This window comes from Clostridium sardiniense (genome assembly GCF_050584765.1).
GTDB lineage: Bacteria > Bacillota > Clostridia > Clostridiales > Clostridiaceae > Clostridium > Clostridium sardiniense_A.
The window spans coordinates 869,894-894,353 of sequence record NZ_JBNOOR010000001.1 but is presented as its reverse complement, the minus strand read 5'-3'; the positions used below and the strand labels follow the sequence as shown (position 1 = coordinate 894,353).

Genomic DNA, 24,460 nt, shown 5'->3' with positions numbered 1-24,460 from the left:
TTTTGCTATTTTTAACCTTTTTATATTTTTCATATTATATAATTATTTATATATTGTGAATCTAATAGATTAAGGAGGTGACTTTATGTCTATAGACAGACCTAGGATTAAAGTTTCTAATACTAATTTTGATAAATTTTTAATTACTTTATCTACAATTATTTTAATCCTTCAATGGATTTATGTTGTAAAAGCTATGTATACACTTCCTAATATTATACCTACTCATTTTGGCTTTTCAGGAATTCCTGATTCTTTTGGAAGTAAGTTTACCTTATTAGGTTTACCAATAATTTTGACTATATTTTACATTATTAGGTTTACCAATAATTTTGACTATATTTTACATTGCTTTTTCTTTACTTTCTAGAGTTCCTCAATTTTATAACTATCCAGTTGAAATAACTAAAGAAAATGCAGAAAGACAATATAAAAATTCTAGAACTATGATGTGGTGCCTTCTTACTGAAATGTCCATATTCTTCTTTTTCACTACGATTCAGACAGTAAGAATTTCATTAAGTAAAGTATCTACACTTGGAAATTATGCTTTATTAATCTTTCTTATAGCTATTTTCAGTACTTTAGGATATTTTATTTATAAAATAATAAAACTTAAATAATAAAGGCAGGAGTTAAATACTTTAACTCTTGCCTTTTATTATTTTCATACTATTTTAAAAGCTAATTTCTCTTTTATAATTTCTTTATAATCACATATTTTCCTTGTAAAAGTTTTAAATATAGAAAAGATTGAAAACATAATTTTTAATAAGTAAAAATATCTATCTTATTATAAAATATAATATTGTTAACTTTTTTGCATAATAAGGTAAAATCAATTTTACAATTGTAACTATTTTATTACTAATATATCAATTAAGTCAATTTTAGGTATAATGTATTGATTATTTACTTGTAAATGTCTACAATTTTTTTAAGGTTAAATTTTATTTATATCTATTATTTAACCTAAGTAACAAATTACATAAAGTACTATTAAAAATTTAAGTATTACTTGTAAATTGTTATTAATATTCATACAAAAGGAAGCGATATTTATGTCAGTATGTCAAAATTTAGAACCCAAAAAAGTATTTGGATTTTTTGAAGAATTAACTAAAATTCCACATTGCTCATATCAAGAAAAACAAATAAGTGATTATCTTGTAAACTTCGCTAAAGAACGTAACTTAGAAGTTATTCAAGATAAAGCTTTAAATGTAATTATTAGAAAACCTGGTACAAAAGGATACGAAAATAAAACTCCAGTCATAATTCAAGGTCATATGGATATGGTTTGTGAAAAAACTGAAGATAGCAAACATGACTTTTCAAAAGATCCTTTAGAATTAAGAGTTGTTGGAGATAACTTATATGCAACTAACACTACTTTAGGAGCTGATGATGGTATAGCTGTCGCTTATGCTCTTGCTATATTAGATTCAGATGATATTCCACATCCACCACTAGAAGTTGTAGTAACAACTGCTGAAGAAGTAGGTATGGATGGTGCAATGGCTTTAGATACCAGCCTTTTAAAAGGTAAAATAATGCTTAATGTAGATTCAGAAGAAGAAGGAGTATTCTTAACTGGATGTGCTGGTGGTATAAATACTAGAACAATATTTTCAAATGATTTAGTAGCTAAATCCGGAAAGTGTATCCAATTATCAGTAACAGGTTTACTTGGTGGACACTCAGGAATAGAAATAGTAAAACAAAGAGCTAATGCTAATAAATTAATGGGTAGATTACTATTTGAACTAAGAAATTCTATTGAATTTAATATAGTAAAAATTAATGGTGGTACAAAACATAATGCAATTCCTCGTGAATGTATAGCTTCTATAACACTAAAAAATGAATCTGATATTTCAAAAATTAATACCATTGCAAAGAAAATGGAAGAAGATTTTAAATCTGAATATAGAGTTACAGATCCAGGTTTAACCCTTAAAGTATCAGATTGTTGCTGCACAGATGATGATAAAGAATTTACTTCTAAGAGAACTTCTGAAGTTATAGATTTTTTAGTTGCTTCTCCAAATGGAGTACAAAATATGAGTGAAGATATTAAAGGCCTAGTTCAAACTAGCCTAAATATAGCCGTTATAGAGACAACTAAAGACGGAATAGAAATCACAATTTCTATAAGAAGTTCTATGAAAAGCTTAAAATATGAAGTATTTAACACATTATCAGTTATATCTAAAATGCTAAATGCAAAACTTGAAAAACTTACTGAATACCCTGAATGGGAATATGACCCTAATTCAAAAGTAAGAGAACTTTGTCTAAAAGTATATAAAGATTTATTCAATAAAGATGCTGAAGTTTCAGCTATTCATGCAGGTCTTGAATGCGGTCTATTTAAAGAAACTATGAAAGATACTGATATGATAAGCTTTGGACCAAGTATTTATGATGCTCATACTACAAATGAACATTTATGCATATCCTCAGCTGAAAGAATGTATAAATTACTTTTAGAAGTTTTAAAAGAAATTAACTAGATAAATATTATATAGAAGTCACTACACTATTTTAGTAGTGACTTCTATAAACTTAAATACTTAAGGAGTGATCGTAATGGCTCAAGAAAAAAAGAAATTATCATCTACAGCCTACGGAGGTTGCACTGGAGACGAATATATACCATTTGTTCCAACCTCTGATGTTATGCCTGAAACCACAGGCTACTCAATCATAGTTGGTATAATCATCGCCTGTGTATTTGCTGCTGCAAATGCCTATTTAGGATTAAAGGTTGGTATGACTATAGCCTCTGCTATACCAGGTGCAATACTAGCAGTTGGTATTTTAAAAGGTTCCTTTAAGAGAAATAGTATCTTAGAGGCTAATCTTGCTTGCTCATTATCTGGTATGGGTGAAGCTGCTGCTGGATGTTCAGTATTCGTGTTACCAGCACTTATTCTAGCTGGATTTAATATAAGTCTTTTAACTATAATATTAATCATAGTTATTGGTGCATCAATGGGTATCTTCTTTATTACTCCCCTTAGAAGATATTTAATAGTTGAAGAACACGGTACTTTAATTTATCCAGAAGGTATGGCTGCGTCAGAAGTTTTAGTTACTGCTAGTCAAGGTGGTACTTCATTTAAAACAGTTTTAACTGGTATTGGTTTAGGTGGTTTATACAACTTACTATCTGATGGATTTAAATTATGGGGAAGTCAAACAACTTACATCTTTAAAGGATATCAAGGAACAATGATAGGACTTGATACCTTAGCTCCAGTTCTTGGTGTAGGTTTTATAGTTGGAGTCAGAGTTGGTCTTTTAATGTTTGGTGGATCATTAGTTGCATGGTTTGCACTTATTCCCTTAATAAAATTCTTTGGTTCTGGACTAACTAATGCAATCTTCCCATCAACAAAAGTAATTTCACAAATGTCTTCTATGGAAATATGGTCTAACTATATTAAATATATAGGTGCTGGTGCAGTTGCAATGGGTGGATTTATATCTCTTGCAAAATCAATGCCTACAATAATAAATAGCTTTAAGCAAGCTATATCTGGTCTTATACATGAGAAAAAGCATGCTGATAATACTAAAAAGAGAACTGATATAGAAACTCCTATAGTATGGCTTATTGGTGCTGCATTAGTAGGATTCTTTGCTACATGGCTTCTACCAATGATAAAGGGCGGAATAGTTGGTGGTATTTTAGCTGTATTATTTGCTTTCTTCTTTTCTGTTGTATCAGCTAGAATGGTTGGTATAATTGGGGAATCTAATAATCCAGTTTCAGGTATGGCTATTGCTTCACTATTATTTATAGCTATTATCTTTAAATTAACTGGTCTATCCGGATCTGTTGGTATTGAAAAATCATTACTTGTTACTTCAATAGTTGCAGCTGCCGTAGGTGTTGCAGGTGCTGCATCACAAGGTTTAAAAACAACATTTATAATAGGTGGTACCCCAAGAGATAATCACATATGGATGTGGGTTGCCGTTTTATTTTCAGCTGTTATAGTTGCTGTTGTTATATTCATGCTAAATAAAGCTTATGGATTAGGTTCATCAAGCGTTCCAGCACCTCAAGCTACTCTTATGAAGATGTTAGCCGATGGTATTATAACAGGTCAAATACCTTGGACATTAGTATTTATAGGTGCATTTATATCAATATTCTGCGAAATGGTTGGAATTTCAATTCTACCTGTTGCACTTGGTGTATATCTTCCTATAACTTTAAACGCAACAGTACTCTTTGGTGGCGTAATAAGAGTTTTAGTTGAAAAAAGATTCAAAAAACCTGAAGATAAAGATGCACAAGGTGAAGCAGTTGAAAAAGGTGTCCTTACAGCATCAGGACTTGTTGCAGGTGGTGCAATTATGGGTATTATAGTTGCAATATTTACAACTGTTGGAGTTAATATTGGATTTGGTGTAAATATTATACCAGCTGTTACTCAAAGTAACTGGCTACCACTTATAATGTTCTTAATTCTATCATTCTGGTTCTACACTTCATCAGTTAAAGGTGGAAAAGAATTTAAGATAAAACATCAAGAAGGAAATAAATAGTATGAATAGTTCTTTAAAAAATAACAAAAAAAAATCAAAAACTGAAAAAAAAGCTAATTATAACTTTTTACTTTATGTACCTGAGATTAAGCATGATAATTGGAAAGTTGTAGATAATAAAGTCGTAATTTATTTTTCTGTTAAAGATCCTGTAAAAAGATTTGTAGGATGGCTTTACAAAACATCCCCTACTTGTGATATAACATTTGACGACTTATGTTCAAAAGCTTGGCTTCTTATCGATGGTGAAAGATGTATATATGATATAGCTAAAATAATGGCTACGGAATGTAACGAAAGTTTAGATAGTTCAATTCATAGAATTGTACCATATATGCATCATATCGCTAAAAAAGGTTGGGTATCATTTAAAGAAGTAAAAAAAGTAGGCTAAAAAATAGAGTATGGGTTTTACCCATACTCTATTTTATCTAACACTTTATTTTTAATATATTTACTTCTTTATATTTATTACTTCTTTTATTTTCCAGCCAGTTAGCTTACCTTCTCTAGTAACTATAAACTTTTTATTATATGTTCCACTCTTTTCTTTATATGTTTTGCTATTTGCCTTAACTTCTACATCATACTTTACATTAAATATTACAATATTCTCTCTACTTATATCACTATCAGTTAGTCCAGCATTCTTTAAATAGTTATCATATTCTTTATTGTCCTTCACTCTTTTTAAATCTTTTAGCTCTATCTTTTTTATACTATCTATATAGCTAAAATCTATTTTATCTCCATTTACATAACATTTTGCTAGATCTTCTTTGTTATGTGAATTCTCATATCTAAATGAATCCTCTATAACTATCTCTGGTCTATTAATCCCAATGTAAAAAGATATAGCTATAAGCATTACTATAACTACAGCAGAAACTATTTTTTTCATTTAGTATACTCCCCTTCTTTTATTTAATTTAAACTACAATAATCTGAATTATTATAATTTTTCCCACACTATAACATATTATTACATCATATACTTAATAAGTAAAGAAAATAGTTCATTTTTTATTAAATTATATCTATATTATTTTCTAAATGAAGTTATAACCTTTTTATTTATCTCTATTGTAAGTTCATTTATCTTATTTATATTAGCTTGTTTAGGCAAAGAAGTATTCTTATAAGCATATTCAAAATCTTTTTCTAATTTATCTACCATTAGAAATATTTCATCATATGAATATACACCATTTCTTATGTCTAATAATAAATTTCGATCCTTTTCTCTATATGTATTTATTCCTCTCCCTTCTAATATTTCTTTACCCATAAGTAATAATCTCACTAAATGCATTGAATGTTTATTAAGGTGAAGTGTATCTTTTTTAGAATTTCTTTTATTTAATTTATCATAATCCTTAACTACCATATTCATCTCAGATAGCATTCCTTTTATATCTCTTAATGGAAACCCCTTGAGATTTATATCTATAAGTATCTCTTTTTCATTATTATACTTACTATTATCTATATAAAGATTTAAATTATCTTCACTTAAATCTCTATACCTATCTTCAAATGTACTCATCTGTTTCTTTATACTTCCTAATATGTGTCTTTCTTTTTCTTCCTTTGGATACTCATCTCTAGCTAATGCATTTTGAAGTCTTCTAAGCTGCTGTATTGCATATCCTCCAAAGGAAGCATAAGCTTTTTGTGATAAAAATAGTTCTTTATTATCCCTTAATAATTTCCCTTCTTCACTCTGTATAAATAAATGTTCATCTTTAGTCCCAAGCATTTCTATAACATTTGGATTTACATTTATTAAAAGATTTATAATTTGCTTTAATGGATAAATTACTAAATCTAATTCTCTATCTTCATAAGGTTTATCCATACAATTCATAGTTAATATTTCTTCATATGTGTTTAAGCATATACCTCTTACATCAAAATCACTTTCATGTTCACCTGTATGTATATCTGTGCCATAAGCATAACTACCTCCAGTAGTTAAAAGTATAATATTATCTCCTAATTCTTTTTTATTTCTTAAGATATCATATTCTTTTGAATTAATCTTTTCTTTCATATCCTTTATATTCATAACCTAGCATCTCCATTTATTTTCTTATAATTATACAAAATTAAATCTTATAGTGTAAACATTTAAGTTTACTATTAGTAGTTTACCAAATTATTGATGTATAATTACCTTGGAGGGTGGTTTTTATGAATAAAATTAAAAAGTGGAAAATGCAATGTGATGCTAAAGAGATTGTAAAAATATTAAATGATTATCATTATAATGCTATTTACTTAGAATCAAGTGACTTAGTAAAAGAAAAGGTACTAGAGTTAATTCCTAAAGGATCATCAATAGCTTTAGGTGGATCTGTTACTTTAGATGAACTAGATATTATTCCTGAATTTAGAACTTCCGATTATAAACTTTTTGACCGTTATATAGATGCTCCATTTAGTGAAATTGTTGAAATCATGAGAGAATCAATGACAGCGGACTATTTAGTTACTAGTACAAATGCTATAACTAGAAATGGTGAGCTTGTAAATACAGATTCAGGTGGAAATAGAGCTGCTGGTATTTTATTTGGGCCTAAAAATGTAATTATAGTTGCTGGTGTTAATAAGGTAGTTGATGATTTAAATTCTGCCTTTAAAAGGATTAATGAAGTTGCAATAATGAATGCTAAACGTATTAATCACAAATGTCCTTGTACTGAAGATGGAAAATGTCATGATTGCTCCGTAAGAGGTAGAATATGCAATTTCACTTCTATAGTTCATAATGGTATGAAATTTAAAGGAAGAATAACTATTCTAATCGTTCCCGAAGAATTAGGTTTTTAAATTATAATTAGTAAATCGGTTAACAAACATTGAATAATTATTTTAAAAATTAAAGGTGTAACTCTAAAAGTTACACCTTTAATAAAATTTAATTTTCTATATATTTTTTAAATACATCGCTAAAATCTTTTACAATGTAAGTATTTCTAGATCCAGTCATCCAGTTGTAAGCAAACTCTGTTATTGCCTTCATTTCTGCATTAACATCGATTCCTTCTTTTCTAGTATTAGTTAAGACCCTCTCTGCCATTTCTAAACTCTTATATGATATATCTAATCCAATTGTATTTTCATGAGTTAATTCTTGAATTTTAATTAAAGCTTTATAAAGATCCTTTAATTGCTCTAATTGTTTCTTATCTACATCAATTGAAAAGAATTTATCTCCAATACTAAACTTTATCTCTACATCTAAGTCTACAGTTCCTGCTGTTTCTAAGCTTACATTTCCTATTTTATATTTATAATAATCATATCTATATAAATTTCTCTTTTTACTAATTGCATTTTCTCCATCAACATGAATAAGCGCTTTATTTGTAAAACAATATTCATCTGATTTAGATTTTATTAAGAAAAATATCTTTTCTCCATCTTCATTAAAAATATAATCATCTGAATCAACCTTATGATAATCACTTGGTGATATTATTTTTCCTATATCTGATAATCCTAATGCATCTGATGCTATTTTAGCAAACATAAATCCACTCCCTTTTAACTTTATTAGTCAACCTCAATATAATATATTATTTCCCCTGATGTCAATTAATATATCTCTAACTACTAAAGAATATTTCTATACTTAAATTATATATTATATGTCTAAAATACTTTTTAATATATTTTGATCCATTTTAAATCTATCATATCCTTTAATTTTTTCTTCAAGGATATGATTTAAATCATCTAGAGTGTATTTTTCTTTACTATTTTTTATATTTACAACTTCTTTTATAAAGGCTTTAAATGACTTGAATGATTTTGTTAATATCTGTTCTTCCTCTTCATCATATAATTGAACTACTGGATATCCTTCTTTATTGGTATCAATAAAAAAAACGTCTCCTGATAGGTCATTATACCCTATTATTCTCCAGCCATCTTTCCAAACATCTATTTCCTCTTCAGCATCCATTTGTGCATCTTCTAAATCTTCCAACTCATATAGAACAAAAGCTAATTTATACTGTAATGGCTGAAATATTTCATAAATTTCTTCTATTTCTTTATCAAAATTCATATAAATCCTCCTTTTCTTAAAGCTTTTATACCTTTCCTATATAACTCATATATGGTTTTAATTGTAAATGATTTTAACCAGAATATCTAGCTTTAAAATATTAAATTTAAATTCTTATATAAAAAAGGACTTTTAATGGAATATCCACTAAAAATCCTCTCTTATTATTACTTATTTATCTTTCTTTTTCTATTGTAGAAGAACAGTACAAATCCTGATCCTATTAGTATTACAGCAACTGTAATGATGCCCGTATTATCAAATCCTGTATCTGGTATGCTAGTATTTGGTTTATTATACCCTGGTGTTGTTGGATTACTTGGTTTATTCTGTCCATTATTATTAGGCTTGTTTGGTTTGTTTGGCTTATTTATTTTAACAAGTCCATCTATAGCCTTATTTAATTTATCTACTGCTTTATCAACTTCTTTTTGTGTTGCTTCATTATTTGTCATTACAAGTCTAGCTGATTCTAAAGCTTTTAGTAATTTATCAAAGCTTTCTTCTGTATAGTCATCTTTATTAAGCTTTAATGTCTCTTTTAATAATTCTTGTAGCTTTTCTTTATTTACCTCATTAGGATTTCCTGGCTTTTCAAGTTGCTCCATTGCTTTTTCTAAAGATTTTATAGCATTTTCTATCTCTTTATCTGTTGCTTTTTCATTATCAATAACTGATTTTGCTGATTCTAAAGCTTTTAAAACTTTATCGAAACTATTTTGAGTATAGTCTTCTTCTTTTAATGCTAATGCTTTATCTATAATTTCTTTTAATTTATCTTTATTTGGTATCTCTGGTTTTTCTGGTTCACTAGAATCTTTTTTAACAGTAACTGTACACTCTGTTGTAAATCCTCCATCTACTGATGTAGCTATTATCTTAGTTGTTCCAGAGCCAAGAGCTGTAACAACACCACCTTTTACAGTTGCTACCTTTTCATCAAGACTACTCCAAGTAATATTTTTATTAGTTGCATTTTCTGGAGTTATAGTAGCTTTAATAGTTTCAGTACTTCCTTTTTCTAATTCTAATGAAGCTTTATCTAATTTAATCCCTGTTACAGGTATTATCTGAGGTTCTCCTTCATTTACTGTAACTTCAGTTGTAGCCTCTTTATTCCCTTCAAGAGAAGTAGCTGTTATTGTAGCTTTTCCAGCCTTAACTCCTTCTATCATAGTTTTTATTCCATCATCTGTTTTTATCTTATTTATTTTAATTATTTCTTCATTGCTACTCTTAAGAGATACATATTGATTTGTAGCTTCTTTTGGTAATACATAAGCTCCAAATTCTAATATTTCTCCAATTCTTATTTCTGATGGATTTTCTTTGTTAAACTCAACTGACTCGACCTCTAAAGTTCCATCATTTTTTCTTTCAACATCTACTTCTGCCATAGACGCCCATTTATTATATCCTTCTAAAACTCTTATTTCTATTTTATCTGCTAATACTTCTTTTCCTCTTAGTTTAAATATATTTGTTGATCTATCTTTTATATTTTCTGCTCCACCTGTTCCAATTAAAGTTTCTTCTTCTCCATTTATTGCATAGACTTCATACTTTTTAATTACACCATTATCTCCTGTCTTTCTTGGTGTTATACCTAACTTTGAAATATTAGTCTTCTTGTTAAACTCAATTGTTAATACTTGTTCCTCTACTGGTGGTATTGGATCAAACCATGGTGTGTGCCACATTGTATCTACATTACCATCAATAGCTTTAGCTGCTGTATCTCCGCCGCCAGTCTCTTCTGAAGTTGCTGTAGCTTTCATTTCATTTTTTGCTACATTTTCATACACTGGTTTAAGTTCTGGAATCTCATCTTCAGGATTTAAAACTTCTCCAATTGAATCTTTGCTCGTATAATTTGTTCCAACTATTCTTGAATCATTTATCTTAAGATCAAATTCTGTGTCTACCTTAGCTTTTATTTTAAATGTTCCAAGGGTTCCATCATTATTAAGCGGCGCTATATTTCCTCTATTAGAAAGTGTCGCAACCAGCATAGTTCCCTTATCGTCTGTTTTAAGTGATGATACGTTATCCATATTTTTAGTTAAACCTGATTTTGAGAATACAACATCCTTACCACAGCTTCCTGTACAATTAACTAATTCATATTTATCACTATTTAATTTAATAAAGCTATCAAATGCATAAACATCCTTTAAGTTTGTACCAACTAATTTAACTTCAATTTCTTCTCCCTTCTTTAGAGATTTTTTCTCTGGAAGAAGATTTATTTTTCCTGAAACCTCATTACCTGATGGCACAAGAGTTGATCCAATTTTACTTGCTACAAATGCATAATCATAAGCATCTATATATCCATTGAAGTTTAAATCTGCTTTTTCAGCATAATTCCAATCATTATCGCCAACTTTAACACCCATGTAATTATCTATAAATACTAAATCTCCATTATCAACTCTATTATCTCCAGTATAATCTCCAACTGGTGCTTTATTAGTTCCTTCAACCTTATATGGTCTAAATTCATGAGCAGCTGCAAAGTTTCCGTTGCCAGCTAAAGCATCAATTTTTAGATATCTAGTTTTTATAGGTTCCTCAAATTTTATTACTTTAGTCTCTCCGTCATCTTTCCAAACTCCATCAGTATATAAAGGCATGTAGTTTACACCGTCTAAGCTCATTGAAAGATTATATTTAGTAATATTACCATTTGAACCCTTAGGTCTTGAAACATATTCAAATTTTTCTAATTCATAAATATTGCTCATATCTATAACAAACTCAGTTGGTATTCCATTCTCACCCCATTTAGTATGCCACAGAGTACCTATATCTCCATCTACAGCCTTATCAGCTGTTTCTCCTGGTTGCTCACTTGAAGCTGTTGCTTTCATTTCTTCTGCTGGAACAACATTTTTTAATAAATCTTCTATTGTTGAAACCTTTAAAGGATTACTCCACTCTGAAGCACCTTTAGAATTAACTGCTCTAACTTTAAATTCATAATCTGTTAATTCCTTTAATCCATCATGAGTATATGGAGATTTTACATTTGTATAAAGAACATTATTTATCATTAAATCATATGAAGTAGCATTTTCTACTTCATCCCATTCAACTACTATTTCTTTATCTATTACTTTAGTAGCTTGTAATGATGTAGGTACCACTGGAACTTTATCGTGTTCTATATTTCCTTTTGGAGCATCATTATTAAATTTATCAACTTCAACCTTTATCATACTTCTAATTGAAGTTGCTTCAGTTTTTACAAATAATATCGGTGCTGTTTTAGCTTTATCTGGTCCTACTGTTATATTTTCATCAAAGTATGCAACATTTCCATTTGAATTATCATATTCTTCTTTGCTATTAACTATAGTAACTGTCTTTTCTTCTCCTCCAATAGTTAATTTAATATTTTCTGGTTTAACCCTTGTATGAATTGAGAATTCATTTTTTCTTGTTTCTTGAATTCCTGAATAATTTCCTTTTGTAGGATTAATTATAAATTCAGCTTTTCCCTCTCCACTCTTAGGTGCATTTGACTCTATTAAAGTTTTAGCATAAGCACCTTCTCTATGATCTCTTGACTCACCATCATCTTCATATAATTCAAATGAAGTTTTTCCTGATGGATAAATATCAAAAGTAATTGGATGATTTTTATCTGCTACAACTTCACCTGCATAATTTGATTCTGGATACATAGGTATTATAGCTCCATTTTTAACAAATAGCGGTAACTTCCAAAGTGGTGCATCAAAATTATTTATAACTTGTCCGCCATTGTATTGTTCTCCAGTAAAGTAATCTATCCATACTTGATTTTCATCTGGAAGATATATTTCATTCCAAACTTCTGTATCTTCATAAACTGGAGCAACTAGAAGATTCTTTCCAAGCATATATTGGTATTGAGTTTCTGTTCCAAAAGTATATGGATCTTCTGGATACTCCCAAACCATACCTCTCATCATAGGCGCACCTGTTTTATAGCTTTCATTTGCATAAGTGTACATATAAGGAAGCATTCTTGATTTTAATTTTAAATAAGCTCTATTTATGCTTGTATAAGGCTCTCCTTGTATCCAAGGTTGCTTATCCTTTGATGCCCAGCCTGACATATTTAAAGTAGTTGGAGTAAATGCCTTCCACTGAAGATCTCTAGTATAAGTTTTAGCAGACCCTCCAAATATACCATCAATATCTGATCCAATGTACGGCATACCAGACATTCCACCACCAATATAAGTTGGAATATGCATCCTAATATATTCCCAATCTCCACTTTGATCTCCTGACCAAACTGCAGCATTTTTTTGAGTTCCTGCCCATCCACAAATACTTACAACATATGATCTAGCATCCGAATTATTTTCTATTCCTTTATTTGTTGATTCTACAGCATCAAAAGCAAATTCGTATCCAGGTCCTACCCATGCAACATCTGTTTTTATCGCTCTTATTCCATATTCTTTAACTTCTGTTGCAAGTTTATCTAAAGCATTCTCTGTCCAAAGACCAGTCTTAAATCCTGATTTAGATGCCTCATCTACAAATCCTTTAAGATCAGTATATCCACATCCATATCCGTCGTTTGGAAGGATAACTCCTCTTGGCATATCATTATCTACGTATCCCTTTACAACTTCTAATCCATCCATTGTATCTTTATAACAATCTGCATCAATTCCATAGAAGCTATAATTTGGCATAAGTTGTGGTCTACCTGTTAACTCAGTATATCCATCCATAACTTCATCAAAAGATCCACCAGCAAAGTAAAATGCATCAAATCTATTTTCATCATGAGTCATTGTTGCAGTTTTCTTAAAATCATATTGTCCCGGTTTAAAGGTATTTCTAAATACACCATAACCTTTACTACTCATATAAAATGGTACCGGATTTGACACTGAACCATCATTCCAATGAGATATTTTTAATTTTACATCTATTTTCTTATTCTTATGTGAGAAGTATCCATTTTGAACTCCTCCACCATAGAATTGTTCTGTATCAGCTGTTTTTAATGTTTGAATAGTTTTCTTACCATTATACTTTAATGGTGATTCTTCCTCCCATATAACTGATTCATTATCAGCTTTATATAAAGCTAGTCTCATAGGAGATTTATATACTCTAAGAACAACCTTTTCTGTAGTTATTTTATAATAATCTCCAGCGTCCTCTTTACTAACGTTTACATTGCCATGCTCTTTTACAAACTCTTCTTCTGTTTTATCTATTATCTTTCCTTTTGTAGGATCATCAAAGTCTTTGTCTGGATCCATCCATAATCTAAATAAGTCGTTTTTATAAAAAGTTATCTTAACCTCTTCATTTTCAAGCTTTATTGTAACTTCATTATCATCTTTAGTAACCTCCTTGACATCACCTAATGTCTTGTAATCATCTTCTGCTGCTTTTGCTACTTTAATATTTAAATTAGCAATAGTCATAAAAGTAAAAATAAATAACATAAGTAGCGAGACTTTCCGACTTTTCTTTTTTAAGCTTTTCATACTATTCCCCCCTATTTTTTTGATACTTACTTAGAATATGTTTTAGTAATTTTAAGAATAATGTGATACATAAATTAATTTATTTAATACTAAGTAGTATCTCATCCTGTACTAATGTAATAGATACTTATTATATATTCCAATACATTATATGTAAGTATTTTTTAATCATGTTTAAAATATTTTTTAATCCTAATAAATATTTTTCAAAATAAAAAAGGTGATGAAAAATCATCACCTTTTCTTTATTTACTAAATAATCGTCTCCAAGTATTCTTTCCAACTATTCCATCTATAGATAATTTCTTATCTTTTTGAAAGCTTTTTATAGCGCTTTCTGTACTATCACCAAACACTCCATCTACGCCAAACTTCCCAATTGAATACCCATTAGCTACTAGTCTTCTTTGTACTATTTTCGTAATATTACCTCTTGCACCTTTCGATAAATTAATACATGCATTAAGAGTCTTTTCTCCAAAATATCCATCCACTTTTAAATTTGCTCCAAATTGTTTATTAAGTTCTTTTTGCAAATCACTAACTATACTTCCACTTATACTAACTTCCCAAAGTTCCTTTTTAACATTACTTGATGAATTTGAAGAATTAGAACTATCGTTTGATCTATTTATAAATATGCCGTCAGTAAACTCATTTGCATCACAATTCCCACTAACTCCACTAATTTTAGCTTTATCAGTATATTGGAATCCTACCCAATCAGACCATATCCCGTTATCACCTGGAGTATTAACATCATAATGTGCTATCCATAGTGGATACTTTTTAAGTCTATTATCTAACTTACTTTTTGCAAAATATGTGTAAGTATATACAATACACTCATATCCGCTTAAAGTTTTAAATTCATTTAAAAATTCAATACATCTATCTGTTACAGCTTTTGCATTTCTTCCTTGATTCTCTTTTTCTATATCAAGAACTGGAATTACATCAAATTTCTTATCTTTTATGATATTCCAAAAATCCTTTGCCTGCTCTTTTGGATTGGTTGTATCACTCATAAAATGATAAAAACCTATCTTAAGCCCCTGATCTTTTGCACCCTTATAGTGTTCATCAAGTCTTTTATCTACAAATTTAATACCCTCTGTAGCCTTTATTATAACTACTTCTATTCCGTCACTTTTCACTTTAGAAAAATCTATATTTGCTTGCCAATTACTAATATCTATTCCTCTTATATTATTTGTATCTTTACTCTTCATAAAATCACCTCTTATAAATTATTAATATATGACCAAAGCCTTAGACCTTACCTTAATCAAACTATTATATAATTTATATATGCAAATATAGTAAAATCCTATATATTAAATTTAGAAATTAATAAAATAAGCTTAAGTAATAAATCTACTTAAGCTTATTTTTAATATATATAATTATTTTAATTCTGGCCAGTACTCTTTATTTACTTCAATTAAATCATCTAATATATCTCTTGCAACTTTTGCACTTGGTACAGTTTTTGATAAAGTTATTGCTTGCCATAACTTTTGGTATGATTTTTCTATCCATGCCTCTACAACAAGTTTTTCAACAGATACTTGTTGTTCCATTAGTCCTTTTTGGAATTGTGGAATAGTTCCTATTCTAACTGGTTCTGGTCCATTGCTTCCAACTAAACATGGAATTTCAACCATTCCTGTTCTATCAAAGTTTTCTATTGCTCCATTATTTTCTACTATTAAAAGCATTCTTTCTTGAGTGTTGTATGCTATTGCCCTTGCCAAATCAACTATATATGAAGCATGTTCATCTATGTGTAATTCGCATCCTTCTGTTGAACCTCTTTCAATAACTTTTCTACATTCTCCAAAGACAAACTTTTCTCTTCCATCCATAACTTCATTTGCTCTTGTATACTCTTTATCCGAATGCTCTACAACATAATCTGGGAATAAATAATATTTAAGATATGTGTTTGGAAGATAATCTTTATCAAGCTCTAATATGTCTTTAGCTTTTCTAAATGTATCATTCCAACTCTCATCAGTATGTTGATTTTCATCAACGTTAACTTCATATCCATGCTTTAATACATGCTCTTTAATTTTTGGCATTAAATCATTTCCTTCTTTATCAGTAATGCTTGACCACCATCCAAAATGATTTAATCCAAAGTATTTAACTATCATATCTTTTCTTGATTTAAGCCCAGCAATTTCAGCCATATGTCCCTCTATTCCAATTGGCATATCACATATATTTAAAATTTTAGAATTTGGTCTTAACCTACGAGTTGCTTCAGCTACAATTGCCGCTGGGTTTGAGTAATTAAGCATCCATGCATTAGGTGAGTATCTCTCCATGTATTCTAAAATCTCTAATATTCCACCTATTGATCTCATACCATAAGAAATCCCTCCTGGTCCACATGTTTCTTGACCTACAACTCCATGCTTTAAAGGAATTTTTTCATCTAATTCTCTCATTTTATATTTTCCAACTCTTATGTGAGCCATTACAAAATCTACATCAGTGAAGGCTTCTTCTGGATCAGTACTTGCTAAAAATTCTATATCACTTGCTTTTTCTCTCAAGATTATTTCACAGGCTTTAGCAATTGTATCTTGTCTTTCTTCATCATTATCATAAAATTTAATTTTTCTTATTGGGAATTTGTCCAAATTATCTAATAACATTAACACTATACCAGGTGTAAAAGTGCTTCCCCCACCTGCAATAACTACTGAAAATTTCTTCATAAAAATTCCTCCCTTTTTTAACCCATTTATTTTAATATCTTCTACGTCTTTATATTATCAGAGCGAATTTCCATAAACAATGGATTTTAGCCACTTAGGGAGTAGTATCAATTCTTGTTAATTAGTATCATTTACTGTGAATTTTCACTATATTTAACTTAATATTTACAAAGCAAAAAGTTAGACTACTTAATAAGTAATCTAACTTTAAATATATTAACTATTTTAATTTTAGTGTTATGAATAAGCACATTAGATATATAAGAAAAATAGAACTAGAACTTGCAACCCTTGAAATAGCATACTTATTATTAATTATCCCAACAATATGTTTTTTACTTATACTATTCCATTTAAAATTCCTATATAAAGTTATACTTAGTAATATAACTCCAACTATATTAAATACAAATACTTGTGCTATTGTAAGAATTAATAAATTAATCTTTATAACCTCTTTATCTTTTCCTTCATCTATATCTTTTAATATTACTTTGCATAAATATCCACAAAAAGGATTTATCATTGCAATTATGAATGCAATATTTAGCATAGGATCCTCAGAGATTGCTCCTACTAGATCTCCACCTATCATTGTTGTACTCATATATAAATATATTAAAAATAATATTGGAAAAACTATAAATAACGTCATTGCTAATTTTAAGCTTCCATATTTTTTTGCATTATCAGTTATAGATTTACTATCTATCATTCCAGTATATTCTCTCATATTTATCCTCCAAACTACTTATTCATTTAGTATTCCAAATTAAAATAAATTTATTTATGTTAACCTAATAATGCTTCAAACTTTTCTCTAACTGTTGGCACAGACAATCCAACTATAACTTGTACCGCTTTTCCATTAACAACTAGTCCGTGCGCCCCTGCACTTTTAAATACGCTTGCATCTTCTATTATTTTTTCATCTTTAACTGATATTCTAAGTCTTGTAGCACAATTAGTCACATCAATAATATTATCTTTTCCTCCTAGTGCTTCTAGAAACTTCTCTGCTTTACTTACATTTATATCTATTCCTTTTTCCTTTATTTCTTCCTTTCCTACTCCCTTTTTATTTTTATAATCTGATTTAGTATAAAGCTTTGTCTCTTCAGTTTCTTCTTCCCTTCCTGGAGTATTAAAATTAAACTTTAATATTAAGTATCTAAATACAATAAAATAGATTCCTGAAAAAATAAGACCAACTATTATTTGAGTAATATAAGTATCTGAATGATATTTAAATAAAGGTATCCAATTAATGGCCGCCCAGTCAATAAGTCCACCACCAAAGTTCCCTACAACCCCTAGTGCAAATGATACTGCTGATAAAGTTGCCGCAAGTAGCGAATGTACTAAAAATAAAACTGGTGCTATAAATAAAAATGTAAATTCTAAAGGTTCAGTTATCCCTGCAACAACTGCCGTTAATGTAGCTGGTATCAAAAGTCCTAATACAATTTTCTTCTTATTTGGTTTAGCTGTAGCATATAACGCTCCCGCTATACCAATTGCCCCGAATACTTTAGATAATCCATGTAATGCGAACCCACCCGCTGGAAACATTTCCTTTAAACTTTGTGCTGATGTTGCAAATTCATTTAAACGAGTTGCCCAGTAAACATTTATTCCACCTTCTACTACAGCTGCATCAAAAATAAAAGGTGAATAGATAAAATGATGTAACCCTGTTGGTAGTAAAATTCTCTCAAGGAATGTATATACCCATACGCCTATAACTCCGGATGATGTCAAGAATCCTTGAAGAGTTCCTATTAACCCTTGTACCTTTGGCCAAATAAATGCCATAATTAATGCAACTGGAATCATTATAAAGAATGATATCATAACAACAAAAGAAGATCCCTTAAAAGTTCCTAAAAATTCCGGAAGATCTGTATCAAAATATTTATCATGTAAATATACAACTATACCTGATATTAATATTGCACCTATCATCCCAGTATCTAATGTTTTTATTCCAGCAATAAGAGTTAGCCCACTACCTCCACCAACTTCTGCTGCAAAGTTAACTCCAAAATTCTCTCCCCAAAGTGATAAAAAAGCACTTAAAAAATAATTAAATGTTAGATATACTACAAGAGATTCCATACATGCACGAGCTTGTTGCTTCTTTGCAAGACCTATTGGAAGTCCAATTGCAAATAGAAGTGGTAATTGTCTAAATACAGTCCAAGCACCCTCCTCAATAATAATCCACGCCTTATACCATAACCCATTAGGGTCTGCCAAGGAACCCATTATTTCAGCATTTTTAAATAATATTGATAAACCTACCATAATACCAGCAAAAGCAAATAACAATACTGGCGTAAACATAGCTCCCCCAAAACGTTGTATTTTCTGCATCATAACTTTTATTCTCTCCCATCTATAAAACTCTTTGTTAAAATGAGAGGCACCTCATATTCAAGATATTACCAATTATATTAAACGTTATCAAGACTTTTAAAGCATATAGGCACTCATTCTCACATATTGTGATTTCTCTCTTTATTAGTGATTTTTCACACAATTTTAAATTTAGCTACTTTATAAACTAAAATGCAAAGTAATACTAATGAATTCAATATATTTGCTTAATTATTCTTTCTAAAAAAAATAAAAGTAAGCCTTTAATTGCTTACTTTTATTTGCTATTAGTTTTAATTATTAATTAAAACTTCTTCCTTTCGTTTACTCTTATACACACTATATTTTACAAATAATATCTCTGCTAATATGAAAAAAGCTGTGGTTGCTTCATATTCCCTTTCGGTTCCAATATTAAGCATAGATGTTGTTATGTATATATTTTCTTTGCTTAATCTTGCTAATTCATTATTTTTAAGCTTTGTTATTGATATTATTGGTACATTTCTTAAGTTTAAGCCCTTTGCAAAATTTATTATATGATCTGATTCTCCAGTTAAAGAAATTAATATTATAAGATCATCTGAAGAGATAGTTCTTAAGAGCATTTCCGTCTCATCTCCACCATCTACAATGTAAAAACATTCTTGACCTGATAAAAATATTCTCTTTATTTCCTGTGCTACTGATGTTTGAACAGCTCCTGTCCCATATACAAATACTCTTTTTGCTTCATAAATCATTCTGCATATTTTAGTAAAATCTTTCTGCCTCATATCTTCAATAGATTTATTAAGATCATTACAAATCCTATTTATTGTATCTTCTTCAATATAATTATTTTCATCAAGTTCCCATCTTAAATATATTTTAAGTTCACTATATCCTTTTAGTGATAGCTTTTGTGCAAATCTTAATATTGTTGTTCTTGAAACATTACACTTTGCTGCTAATTCATCAATTGTTAAGTTAGTACATTCTTTTTTATTATTAAATATATACTTCCATATGTGCATATCATTATGATTTAATTTATCATAATGCTTATTTATAAGTTCCTCAAGCCTCATAATCAATCCTCCCATACCTAATATAATTATATCAAATCACTATAGCTGCTTCACTAAAATATATCTTCTCATACCACCATATTTAAGCTTTTCTTTCTGTATTTCATATCCTAATAATAAAAAATTCTTTAGACTAAAATGATTATTAGGTGATACTGTTGCACACATAATAGATGTTTTATTTAATTTCCCTATCTCCTCTAATATCTTGCAAAGTTTTTCTTGAAGTCTATTTCCCCTATATTCCTCACTTACTATTATTGATTCAATTTGTCCTATACTTAAAAGTTCATCTCCCTTAATATCTATATCATGTCCATAATTATTTTTATCATATTTAAAATTTCCATAAACTCCAATAGCTATTAATTCTTCATTCTTCGTTAAACACCCAATAACTTTTCCTTTTCCATTAATTATTTCTCTAAATTCATTCTCTGAAGTTAAGGCATACAATTCTTTATTATCAATATTCTCAATGATATTATTTTGAAGTGTCATAATTTTATGAATATAAGTATCATCTAATTCTTTAATTTCTGCTATTATATTTAATCCATCTTCTCTTTTTAAATTTATAAGTATTTTCATTATTCACTCCCTTACTTTCTAATCCTATTTATAATTAAATATATTCATTTTACCATTTTCCTGTATATTTTACTATTTATTCAATCATTTTTCTTATTTTATATAATATCATATCTAGAAAATACTTTAATTTAAAAAGCTGATTTTGCAAAAATACAAAATCAGCTTCCAAAATAACTATAATTTTATTTTTATAATTTAGTAAATCTATTTTCTTCTTTTAATTTCATGTAATAATTTGCTTCTGTTATACCTTGATATGGAGCTACCCATAAAGCACCTATTCCACATGTTATAAATGCAACTACCCACCATCCAATAAAACTTAATTCTAGTACAAAGTAATCCCATTTATAGCCTTTCATTAAGCTAGCACTTTCATCTAAGCATTGAGTTATAGATTTTTCATTATCTTCGCTTAAAATATAATATGCTTGTGAGAACATAAGAGATAATATAACTCCTGGTACTATGAATAATATTAAACCTATAGCAACAGCTATTCCCATAAGTAAATATAATCCCAAAGTTTTTAAATAAATATTAAAATGTGAAAATAAATCTCCAAGACTTGCATTTTCACGTCTAGCTAAATTTAATGAGAACTTACTAATACCAACTGAAACCAGCCCTCCAAGTAATAAAGCTATTATATTTATAGAAATAGATAAACCATAATAAGTTGATAAAGACGAATCCATAAATGGTAGTCTATCAATTGCATTTTCAAATCCTGATGAACTTATTATTATTCCATAAATTAAAAATGTTAATATTGCAATTCCCCAATTTCCCCTTAATTGTTCTTTTGCCATGGTTTTAATTTCACTTCTACTAATCATTATTATCTCCTCCATTTATTTCTTATATAATATATGCTTTTATTATATACTATATTTTTCCTTTTTAAAAGGTATTGTATAACTCTTTTTATATTATTAATAATTATTTAACATTATTTTTTATACTTTTTATCTTTTATTAATAGTTATACTTACATATTATTTTATAAAGTATATTTTGATACTAAGAAAAGAAGCCTAAAGGATTTATATCCTTTAGGCTTCTTAGAATTAACTATATTTATATATTTAAAGCTTATGTTATTAAGATTTCTTTGATGTTCCACTTTCTAATATTGAAACTATTGAGAATAATGTGAAGCATACAGCTCCAAGTCCTACTACAACACGCGCTGGAACAAAGTATGCAGCATTAAATTGTGCTGCTTCTAATAAAAATGCTCCTAAAAATAAGCAAATAAGTGCTGTCATTACTGGTATTAATGGTATTCTATTAGCTAATGAACAAGATCTACGCCATACGGCAGCAAGTAATATTACCTTACTTGAAATACTGTAGCATACAAATCCAAGTCCAATCATTACATATCCTGGAGCAATCCAAGCTGGACTCTTACATACTATAAGTATTATAATACCCCATACTAAATCTATAGTACCCATTAAAAGTACAAATTTACTCCATTTCCATCTCTCTTTATTTGAAAATACATTATCTATTTGTCTAACAATAGTTACTACTAGTGCAATTAAACTTGCACATATTAGTGATATACCTATTACTACATGACCTGCTACAAAATGTGGTGTTATTTCTTCACTAACCATTAGATATATTCCTCTTACAAGTCCAACTATTGTACAAATTATAGGAACAGCTATTAATGTCTTAGCTTGACCACTTGTAAAACCATCCTTTGGTTTTTCCCCAGGCTTTAAAGTACCTTCATTTTTAGTAATCAAAGAAAATTTAGTTGAAGCTGTTGCTACTGTTGCTACACAACATGTTATAAGCCCAACTGCAAAGATTATATTTCCTGATACAAAATAAGATGCATTCTCTCCTGCTGTTCTCCAAAAATAAATACCTGCAATAACTGTAAAAATTCCACTTGCATAACCTATTATAGGTAATATCCATTTATAAAAGTTATTATATCTATTTATTATTTGTCTTATAATTGTCGCAGCAGTTGTAAATAATGCAATACATATTGCTGTTAAAAAGATAAGAACATGTCCTGCAACAATGAATCCTGTTCCAGTTGCTTGTTTTAATGCATTAACATAAAAACCATATCCTAAACATATAGCACCCATTAGTAGCGGTATTAAACGAAAGAATATGCTCATGTAAATATTCATAATTATCCCTCCAATTTTTATAAATTCAGTGGATAAATAAAAGTTAAAATATTATTTTATCAAAAATTCATTTTAATTTTTATTTATTCATTGTATTAATTTTATAATATTTACACTTATCTCTAAGTTCTTCTTAATTTTAATGCTACTGATAATTCAAGTCAAAGAACGAAATATGAAGGTTTTTAACTAATTACTAATCGAATTTGGAGAAGTTGTAAACTTACCTATAAAAACTACTATTTTTTCACTTTTACCTTTTTATTACAATAGATATTTATTTTATTTTTACAGATTTTATAGTAAAAAAGAGATTTTCTGAACTTTTTTTAATAAATTTGTTGTTTTATTCGTATTTTTCCAGTATAATAACTTTCGTATTACGAATATTATACACATAATTATATTTTTCATTCGTAATCATACATATTAAATTTTATTTAGGGGGACAAAATTTTGAAATTACAAAAGAGATTATTAATTTTAATATCTATGCTATTAATAGCATCAACTACTTTCTTTGGCTGTAGCAACTCATCAAAATCTGCTACTAATCCAAAAGAAACTATAGGTATTATAGGCGCTATGAATGAGGAACTTGAAGTTCTTTTAAAAGATATGAAAGATACCAAAGAAGTTAAGAAAAATGACTTAACATTTTATGAAGGAAACTTATGGGGTAAACCTGTAGTTGCTGTGGTATCAGGTGTTGGTAAAGTTAACGCTGCATCATGTGCACAAATATTAATAAGTGAATTTAAGGTAAATTCATTAATAAATATTGGTGTTGCTGGTGGAGTATCAAAGGATATCTATCCAGGAGATATAGTTATAGGGGATACTTATGTTCAACATGATGTAGATACATCAGTATTTGGTGATAAGGTTGGACAAATTCCTAGAATGGATGTTTATGATTTTAAGGCTGATGAAAAATTATTAAATTTAGCTATTGAAGCTACAAAAGATCATAAAGACATTAAGTCTCATGTAGGAAGAATAGTCTCAGGTGATCAATTTATTGCAAGTCATGATAAGGTAGCTGAGATTGAAAAGAATTTTAATGCTTCTGCTGTAGAAATGGAAAGTGCATCTATTGCACAAGTTGCATACCTTAATAATATTCCATTTGTAATTATCCGTTCAATTTCAGATAATGCAAATAACGGTGCAACAATGGATTATAAAGAATTTATTCCAATTGGAGTTAAAAACTCAACAGCTATATTAAAATCTATGTTTGAAAAAATGTAAAATCAATAACTACACCATAATATAATGAGGCTATATAAGTTTATTGTTAAACTTATATAGCCTCTATTTAATATCATTTATCTTTTAATGTATTATTTATTTAATAACCTATTTATTTCGC

General features: G+C 28.7%; 20 protein-coding genes. 7 read left to right on the top strand and 13 right to left on the bottom strand.

Going from position 1 to position 24,460, the window contains the following annotated elements; translation table 11 throughout:
• Positions 1-85 precede the first annotated feature (85 nt).
• The 5 genes from ACQPUW_RS04270 to ACQPUW_RS04250 all read left to right on the top strand — a co-directional run bounded on the left by ACQPUW_RS04270 (position 86) and on the right by ACQPUW_RS04250 (position 4,957).
• Positions 86-370 carry a DUF1648 domain-containing protein gene (locus ACQPUW_RS04270; RefSeq protein ID WP_430836261.1) on the top strand — a complete coding sequence of 95 codons (285 nt, stop codon included), beginning with the start codon at positions 86-88 and terminating at the stop codon, positions 368-370.
• A complete protein-coding gene (locus ACQPUW_RS04265) occupies positions 333-623 on the top strand; it encodes a hypothetical protein (RefSeq protein WP_430836260.1) in 291 nt (96 codons plus the stop codon). Before ACQPUW_RS04270 ends, ACQPUW_RS04265 begins: the two co-directional genes overlap by 38 nt.
• Before the next feature lie 438 nt (positions 624-1,061).
• Positions 1,062-2,516 (top strand): aminoacyl-histidine dipeptidase, encoded by a 1,455-nt coding sequence (locus ACQPUW_RS04260; RefSeq protein WP_430836259.1) that lies wholly within the window; start codon positions 1,062-1,064, stop codon positions 2,514-2,516.
• Between the two features lie 76 nt (positions 2,517-2,592).
• A complete protein-coding gene (locus tag ACQPUW_RS04255) occupies positions 2,593-4,563 on the top strand; it encodes an OPT family oligopeptide transporter (RefSeq protein ID WP_430836258.1) in 1,971 nt (656 codons plus the stop codon).
• Between the two features lies 1 nt (position 4,564).
• Positions 4,565-4,957 (top strand): PqqD family peptide modification chaperone, encoded by a 393-nt coding sequence (locus ACQPUW_RS04250; RefSeq protein ID WP_430836257.1) that lies wholly within the window; start codon positions 4,565-4,567, stop codon positions 4,955-4,957.
• Positions 4,958-5,017: 60 nt separating this feature from the next.
• On the opposite strand, the gene ACQPUW_RS04245 is transcribed toward ACQPUW_RS04250, so the two are convergent.
• On the bottom strand, positions 5,018-5,464 hold the full coding sequence (locus ACQPUW_RS04245) for a DUF4829 domain-containing protein (RefSeq protein WP_430836256.1): 447 nt from the start codon (positions 5,462-5,464) through the stop codon (positions 5,018-5,020).
• A gap of 141 nt (positions 5,465-5,605) precedes the next feature.
• Entirely contained in the window at positions 5,606-6,631 is a 1,026-nt protein-coding gene (locus ACQPUW_RS04240; RefSeq protein ID WP_430836255.1) for a DNA polymerase beta superfamily protein, read from the bottom strand.
• Positions 6,632-6,756: 125 nt separating this feature from the next.
• On the opposite strand from ACQPUW_RS04240, the gene ACQPUW_RS04235 reads away from it, so the two are divergent.
• Entirely contained in the window at positions 6,757-7,395 is a 639-nt protein-coding gene (locus ACQPUW_RS04235; RefSeq protein WP_430836254.1) for a lactate utilization protein, read from the top strand.
• A gap of 88 nt (positions 7,396-7,483) precedes the next feature.
• Here ACQPUW_RS04235 and ACQPUW_RS04230 read toward each other — a convergent pair whose 3' ends face one another.
• The 11 genes from ACQPUW_RS04230 to ACQPUW_RS04180 all read right to left on the bottom strand — a co-directional run bounded on the left by ACQPUW_RS04230 (position 7,484) and on the right by ACQPUW_RS04180 (position 23,085).
• Positions 7,484-8,098 carry a PH domain-containing protein gene (locus ACQPUW_RS04230; RefSeq protein WP_430836253.1) on the bottom strand — a complete coding sequence of 205 codons (615 nt, stop codon included), beginning with the start codon at positions 8,096-8,098 and terminating at the stop codon, positions 7,484-7,486.
• Positions 8,099-8,212: 114 nt separating this feature from the next.
• A complete protein-coding gene (locus ACQPUW_RS04225) occupies positions 8,213-8,638 on the bottom strand; it encodes a hypothetical protein (protein WP_430836252.1) in 426 nt (141 codons plus the stop codon).
• 167 nt (positions 8,639-8,805) lie between these two features.
• Entirely contained in the window at positions 8,806-14,145 is a 5,340-nt protein-coding gene (locus ACQPUW_RS04220; RefSeq protein ID WP_430836251.1) for a discoidin domain-containing protein, read from the bottom strand.
• Between the two features lie 245 nt (positions 14,146-14,390).
• Positions 14,391-15,377, bottom strand: a complete 987-nt coding sequence (locus tag ACQPUW_RS04215; RefSeq protein ID WP_430836250.1) for a GH25 family lysozyme — start codon at positions 15,375-15,377, stop codon at positions 14,391-14,393.
• A gap of 174 nt (positions 15,378-15,551) precedes the next feature.
• A complete protein-coding gene (locus ACQPUW_RS04210) occupies positions 15,552-16,877 on the bottom strand; it encodes a 6-phospho-alpha-glucosidase (RefSeq protein ID WP_430836249.1) in 1,326 nt (441 codons plus the stop codon).
• Positions 16,878-17,097: 220 nt separating this feature from the next.
• Positions 17,098-17,610 (bottom strand): hypothetical protein, encoded by a 513-nt coding sequence (locus tag ACQPUW_RS04205; RefSeq protein ID WP_430836248.1) that lies wholly within the window; start codon positions 17,608-17,610, stop codon positions 17,098-17,100.
• 59 nt (positions 17,611-17,669) lie between these two features.
• Positions 17,670-19,256 (bottom strand): alpha-glucoside-specific PTS transporter subunit IIBC, encoded by a 1,587-nt coding sequence (locus tag ACQPUW_RS04200; protein ID WP_430836247.1) that lies wholly within the window; start codon positions 19,254-19,256, stop codon positions 17,670-17,672.
• Between the two features lie 293 nt (positions 19,257-19,549).
• Positions 19,550-20,326: a MurR/RpiR family transcriptional regulator gene (locus ACQPUW_RS04195; RefSeq protein ID WP_430836246.1), complete on the bottom strand. Its 777-nt coding sequence runs from the start codon at positions 20,324-20,326 to the stop codon at positions 19,550-19,552.
• 39 nt (positions 20,327-20,365) lie between these two features.
• Positions 20,366-20,917 carry a GNAT family N-acetyltransferase gene (locus tag ACQPUW_RS04190; protein ID WP_430836245.1) on the bottom strand — a complete coding sequence of 184 codons (552 nt, stop codon included), beginning with the start codon at positions 20,915-20,917 and terminating at the stop codon, positions 20,366-20,368.
• Positions 20,918-21,108: 191 nt separating this feature from the next.
• Positions 21,109-21,759 (bottom strand): DUF975 family protein, encoded by a 651-nt coding sequence (locus tag ACQPUW_RS04185; RefSeq protein WP_430836244.1) that lies wholly within the window; start codon positions 21,757-21,759, stop codon positions 21,109-21,111.
• Between the two features lie 264 nt (positions 21,760-22,023).
• Entirely contained in the window at positions 22,024-23,085 is a 1,062-nt protein-coding gene (locus ACQPUW_RS04180) for a DUF2776 family protein (RefSeq protein WP_430836243.1), read from the bottom strand.
• A 456-nt stretch (positions 23,086-23,541) separates the two neighbouring features.
• Between ACQPUW_RS04180 and ACQPUW_RS04175 the strand changes: the two genes are divergently transcribed.
• Complete coding sequence (locus tag ACQPUW_RS04175; protein WP_430836242.1) at positions 23,542-24,339, top strand: 5'-methylthioadenosine/adenosylhomocysteine nucleosidase; 798 nt, start codon at positions 23,542-23,544, stop codon at positions 24,337-24,339.
• Positions 24,340-24,460 lie beyond the last annotated feature (121 nt).

Excerpts from the sequence above, each read along its gene's own strand:
- ACQPUW_RS04270 (WP_430836261.1), top strand. The coding sequence starts at position 86 with ATGTCTATAGACAGACCTAGGATTAAAGTTTCTAATACTAATTTTGAT.
- ACQPUW_RS04260 (WP_430836259.1), top strand. The coding sequence starts at position 1,062 with ATGTCAGTATGTCAAAATTTAGAACCCAAAAAAGTATTTGGATTTTTT.
- ACQPUW_RS04255 (WP_430836258.1), top strand. The coding sequence starts at position 2,593 with ATGGCTCAAGAAAAAAAGAAATTATCATCTACAGCCTACGGAGGTTGC.
- ACQPUW_RS04250 (WP_430836257.1), top strand. The coding sequence starts at position 4,565 with ATGAATAGTTCTTTAAAAAATAACAAAAAAAAATCAAAAACTGAAAAA.
- ACQPUW_RS04245 (WP_430836256.1), bottom strand. The coding sequence starts at position 5,464 with ATGAAAAAAATAGTTTCTGCTGTAGTTATAGTAATGCTTATAGCTATA.
- ACQPUW_RS04240 (WP_430836255.1), bottom strand. The coding sequence starts at position 6,631 with ATGAATATAAAGGATATGAAAGAAAAGATTAATTCAAAAGAATATGAT.
- ACQPUW_RS04235 (WP_430836254.1), top strand. The coding sequence starts at position 6,757 with ATGAATAAAATTAAAAAGTGGAAAATGCAATGTGATGCTAAAGAGATT.
- ACQPUW_RS04230 (WP_430836253.1), bottom strand. The coding sequence starts at position 8,098 with ATGTTTGCTAAAATAGCATCAGATGCATTAGGATTATCAGATATAGGA.
- ACQPUW_RS04225 (WP_430836252.1), bottom strand. The coding sequence starts at position 8,638 with ATGAATTTTGATAAAGAAATAGAAGAAATTTATGAAATATTTCAGCCA.
- ACQPUW_RS04220 (WP_430836251.1), bottom strand. The coding sequence starts at position 14,145 with ATGAAAAGCTTAAAAAAGAAAAGTCGGAAAGTCTCGCTACTTATGTTA.
- ACQPUW_RS04215 (WP_430836250.1), bottom strand. The coding sequence starts at position 15,377 with ATGAAGAGTAAAGATACAAATAATATAAGAGGAATAGATATTAGTAAT.
- ACQPUW_RS04210 (WP_430836249.1), bottom strand. The coding sequence starts at position 16,877 with ATGAAGAAATTTTCAGTAGTTATTGCAGGTGGGGGAAGCACTTTTACA.
- ACQPUW_RS04205 (WP_430836248.1), bottom strand. The coding sequence starts at position 17,610 with ATGAGAGAATATACTGGAATGATAGATAGTAAATCTATAACTGATAAT.
- ACQPUW_RS04200 (WP_430836247.1), bottom strand. The coding sequence starts at position 19,256 with ATGATGCAGAAAATACAACGTTTTGGGGGAGCTATGTTTACGCCAGTA.
- ACQPUW_RS04195 (WP_430836246.1), bottom strand. The coding sequence starts at position 20,326 with ATGAGGCTTGAGGAACTTATAAATAAGCATTATGATAAATTAAATCAT.
- ACQPUW_RS04190 (WP_430836245.1), bottom strand. The coding sequence starts at position 20,917 with ATGAAAATACTTATAAATTTAAAAAGAGAAGATGGATTAAATATAATA.
- ACQPUW_RS04185 (WP_430836244.1), bottom strand. The coding sequence starts at position 21,759 with ATGATTAGTAGAAGTGAAATTAAAACCATGGCAAAAGAACAATTAAGG.
- ACQPUW_RS04180 (WP_430836243.1), bottom strand. The coding sequence starts at position 23,085 with ATGAATATTTACATGAGCATATTCTTTCGTTTAATACCGCTACTAATG.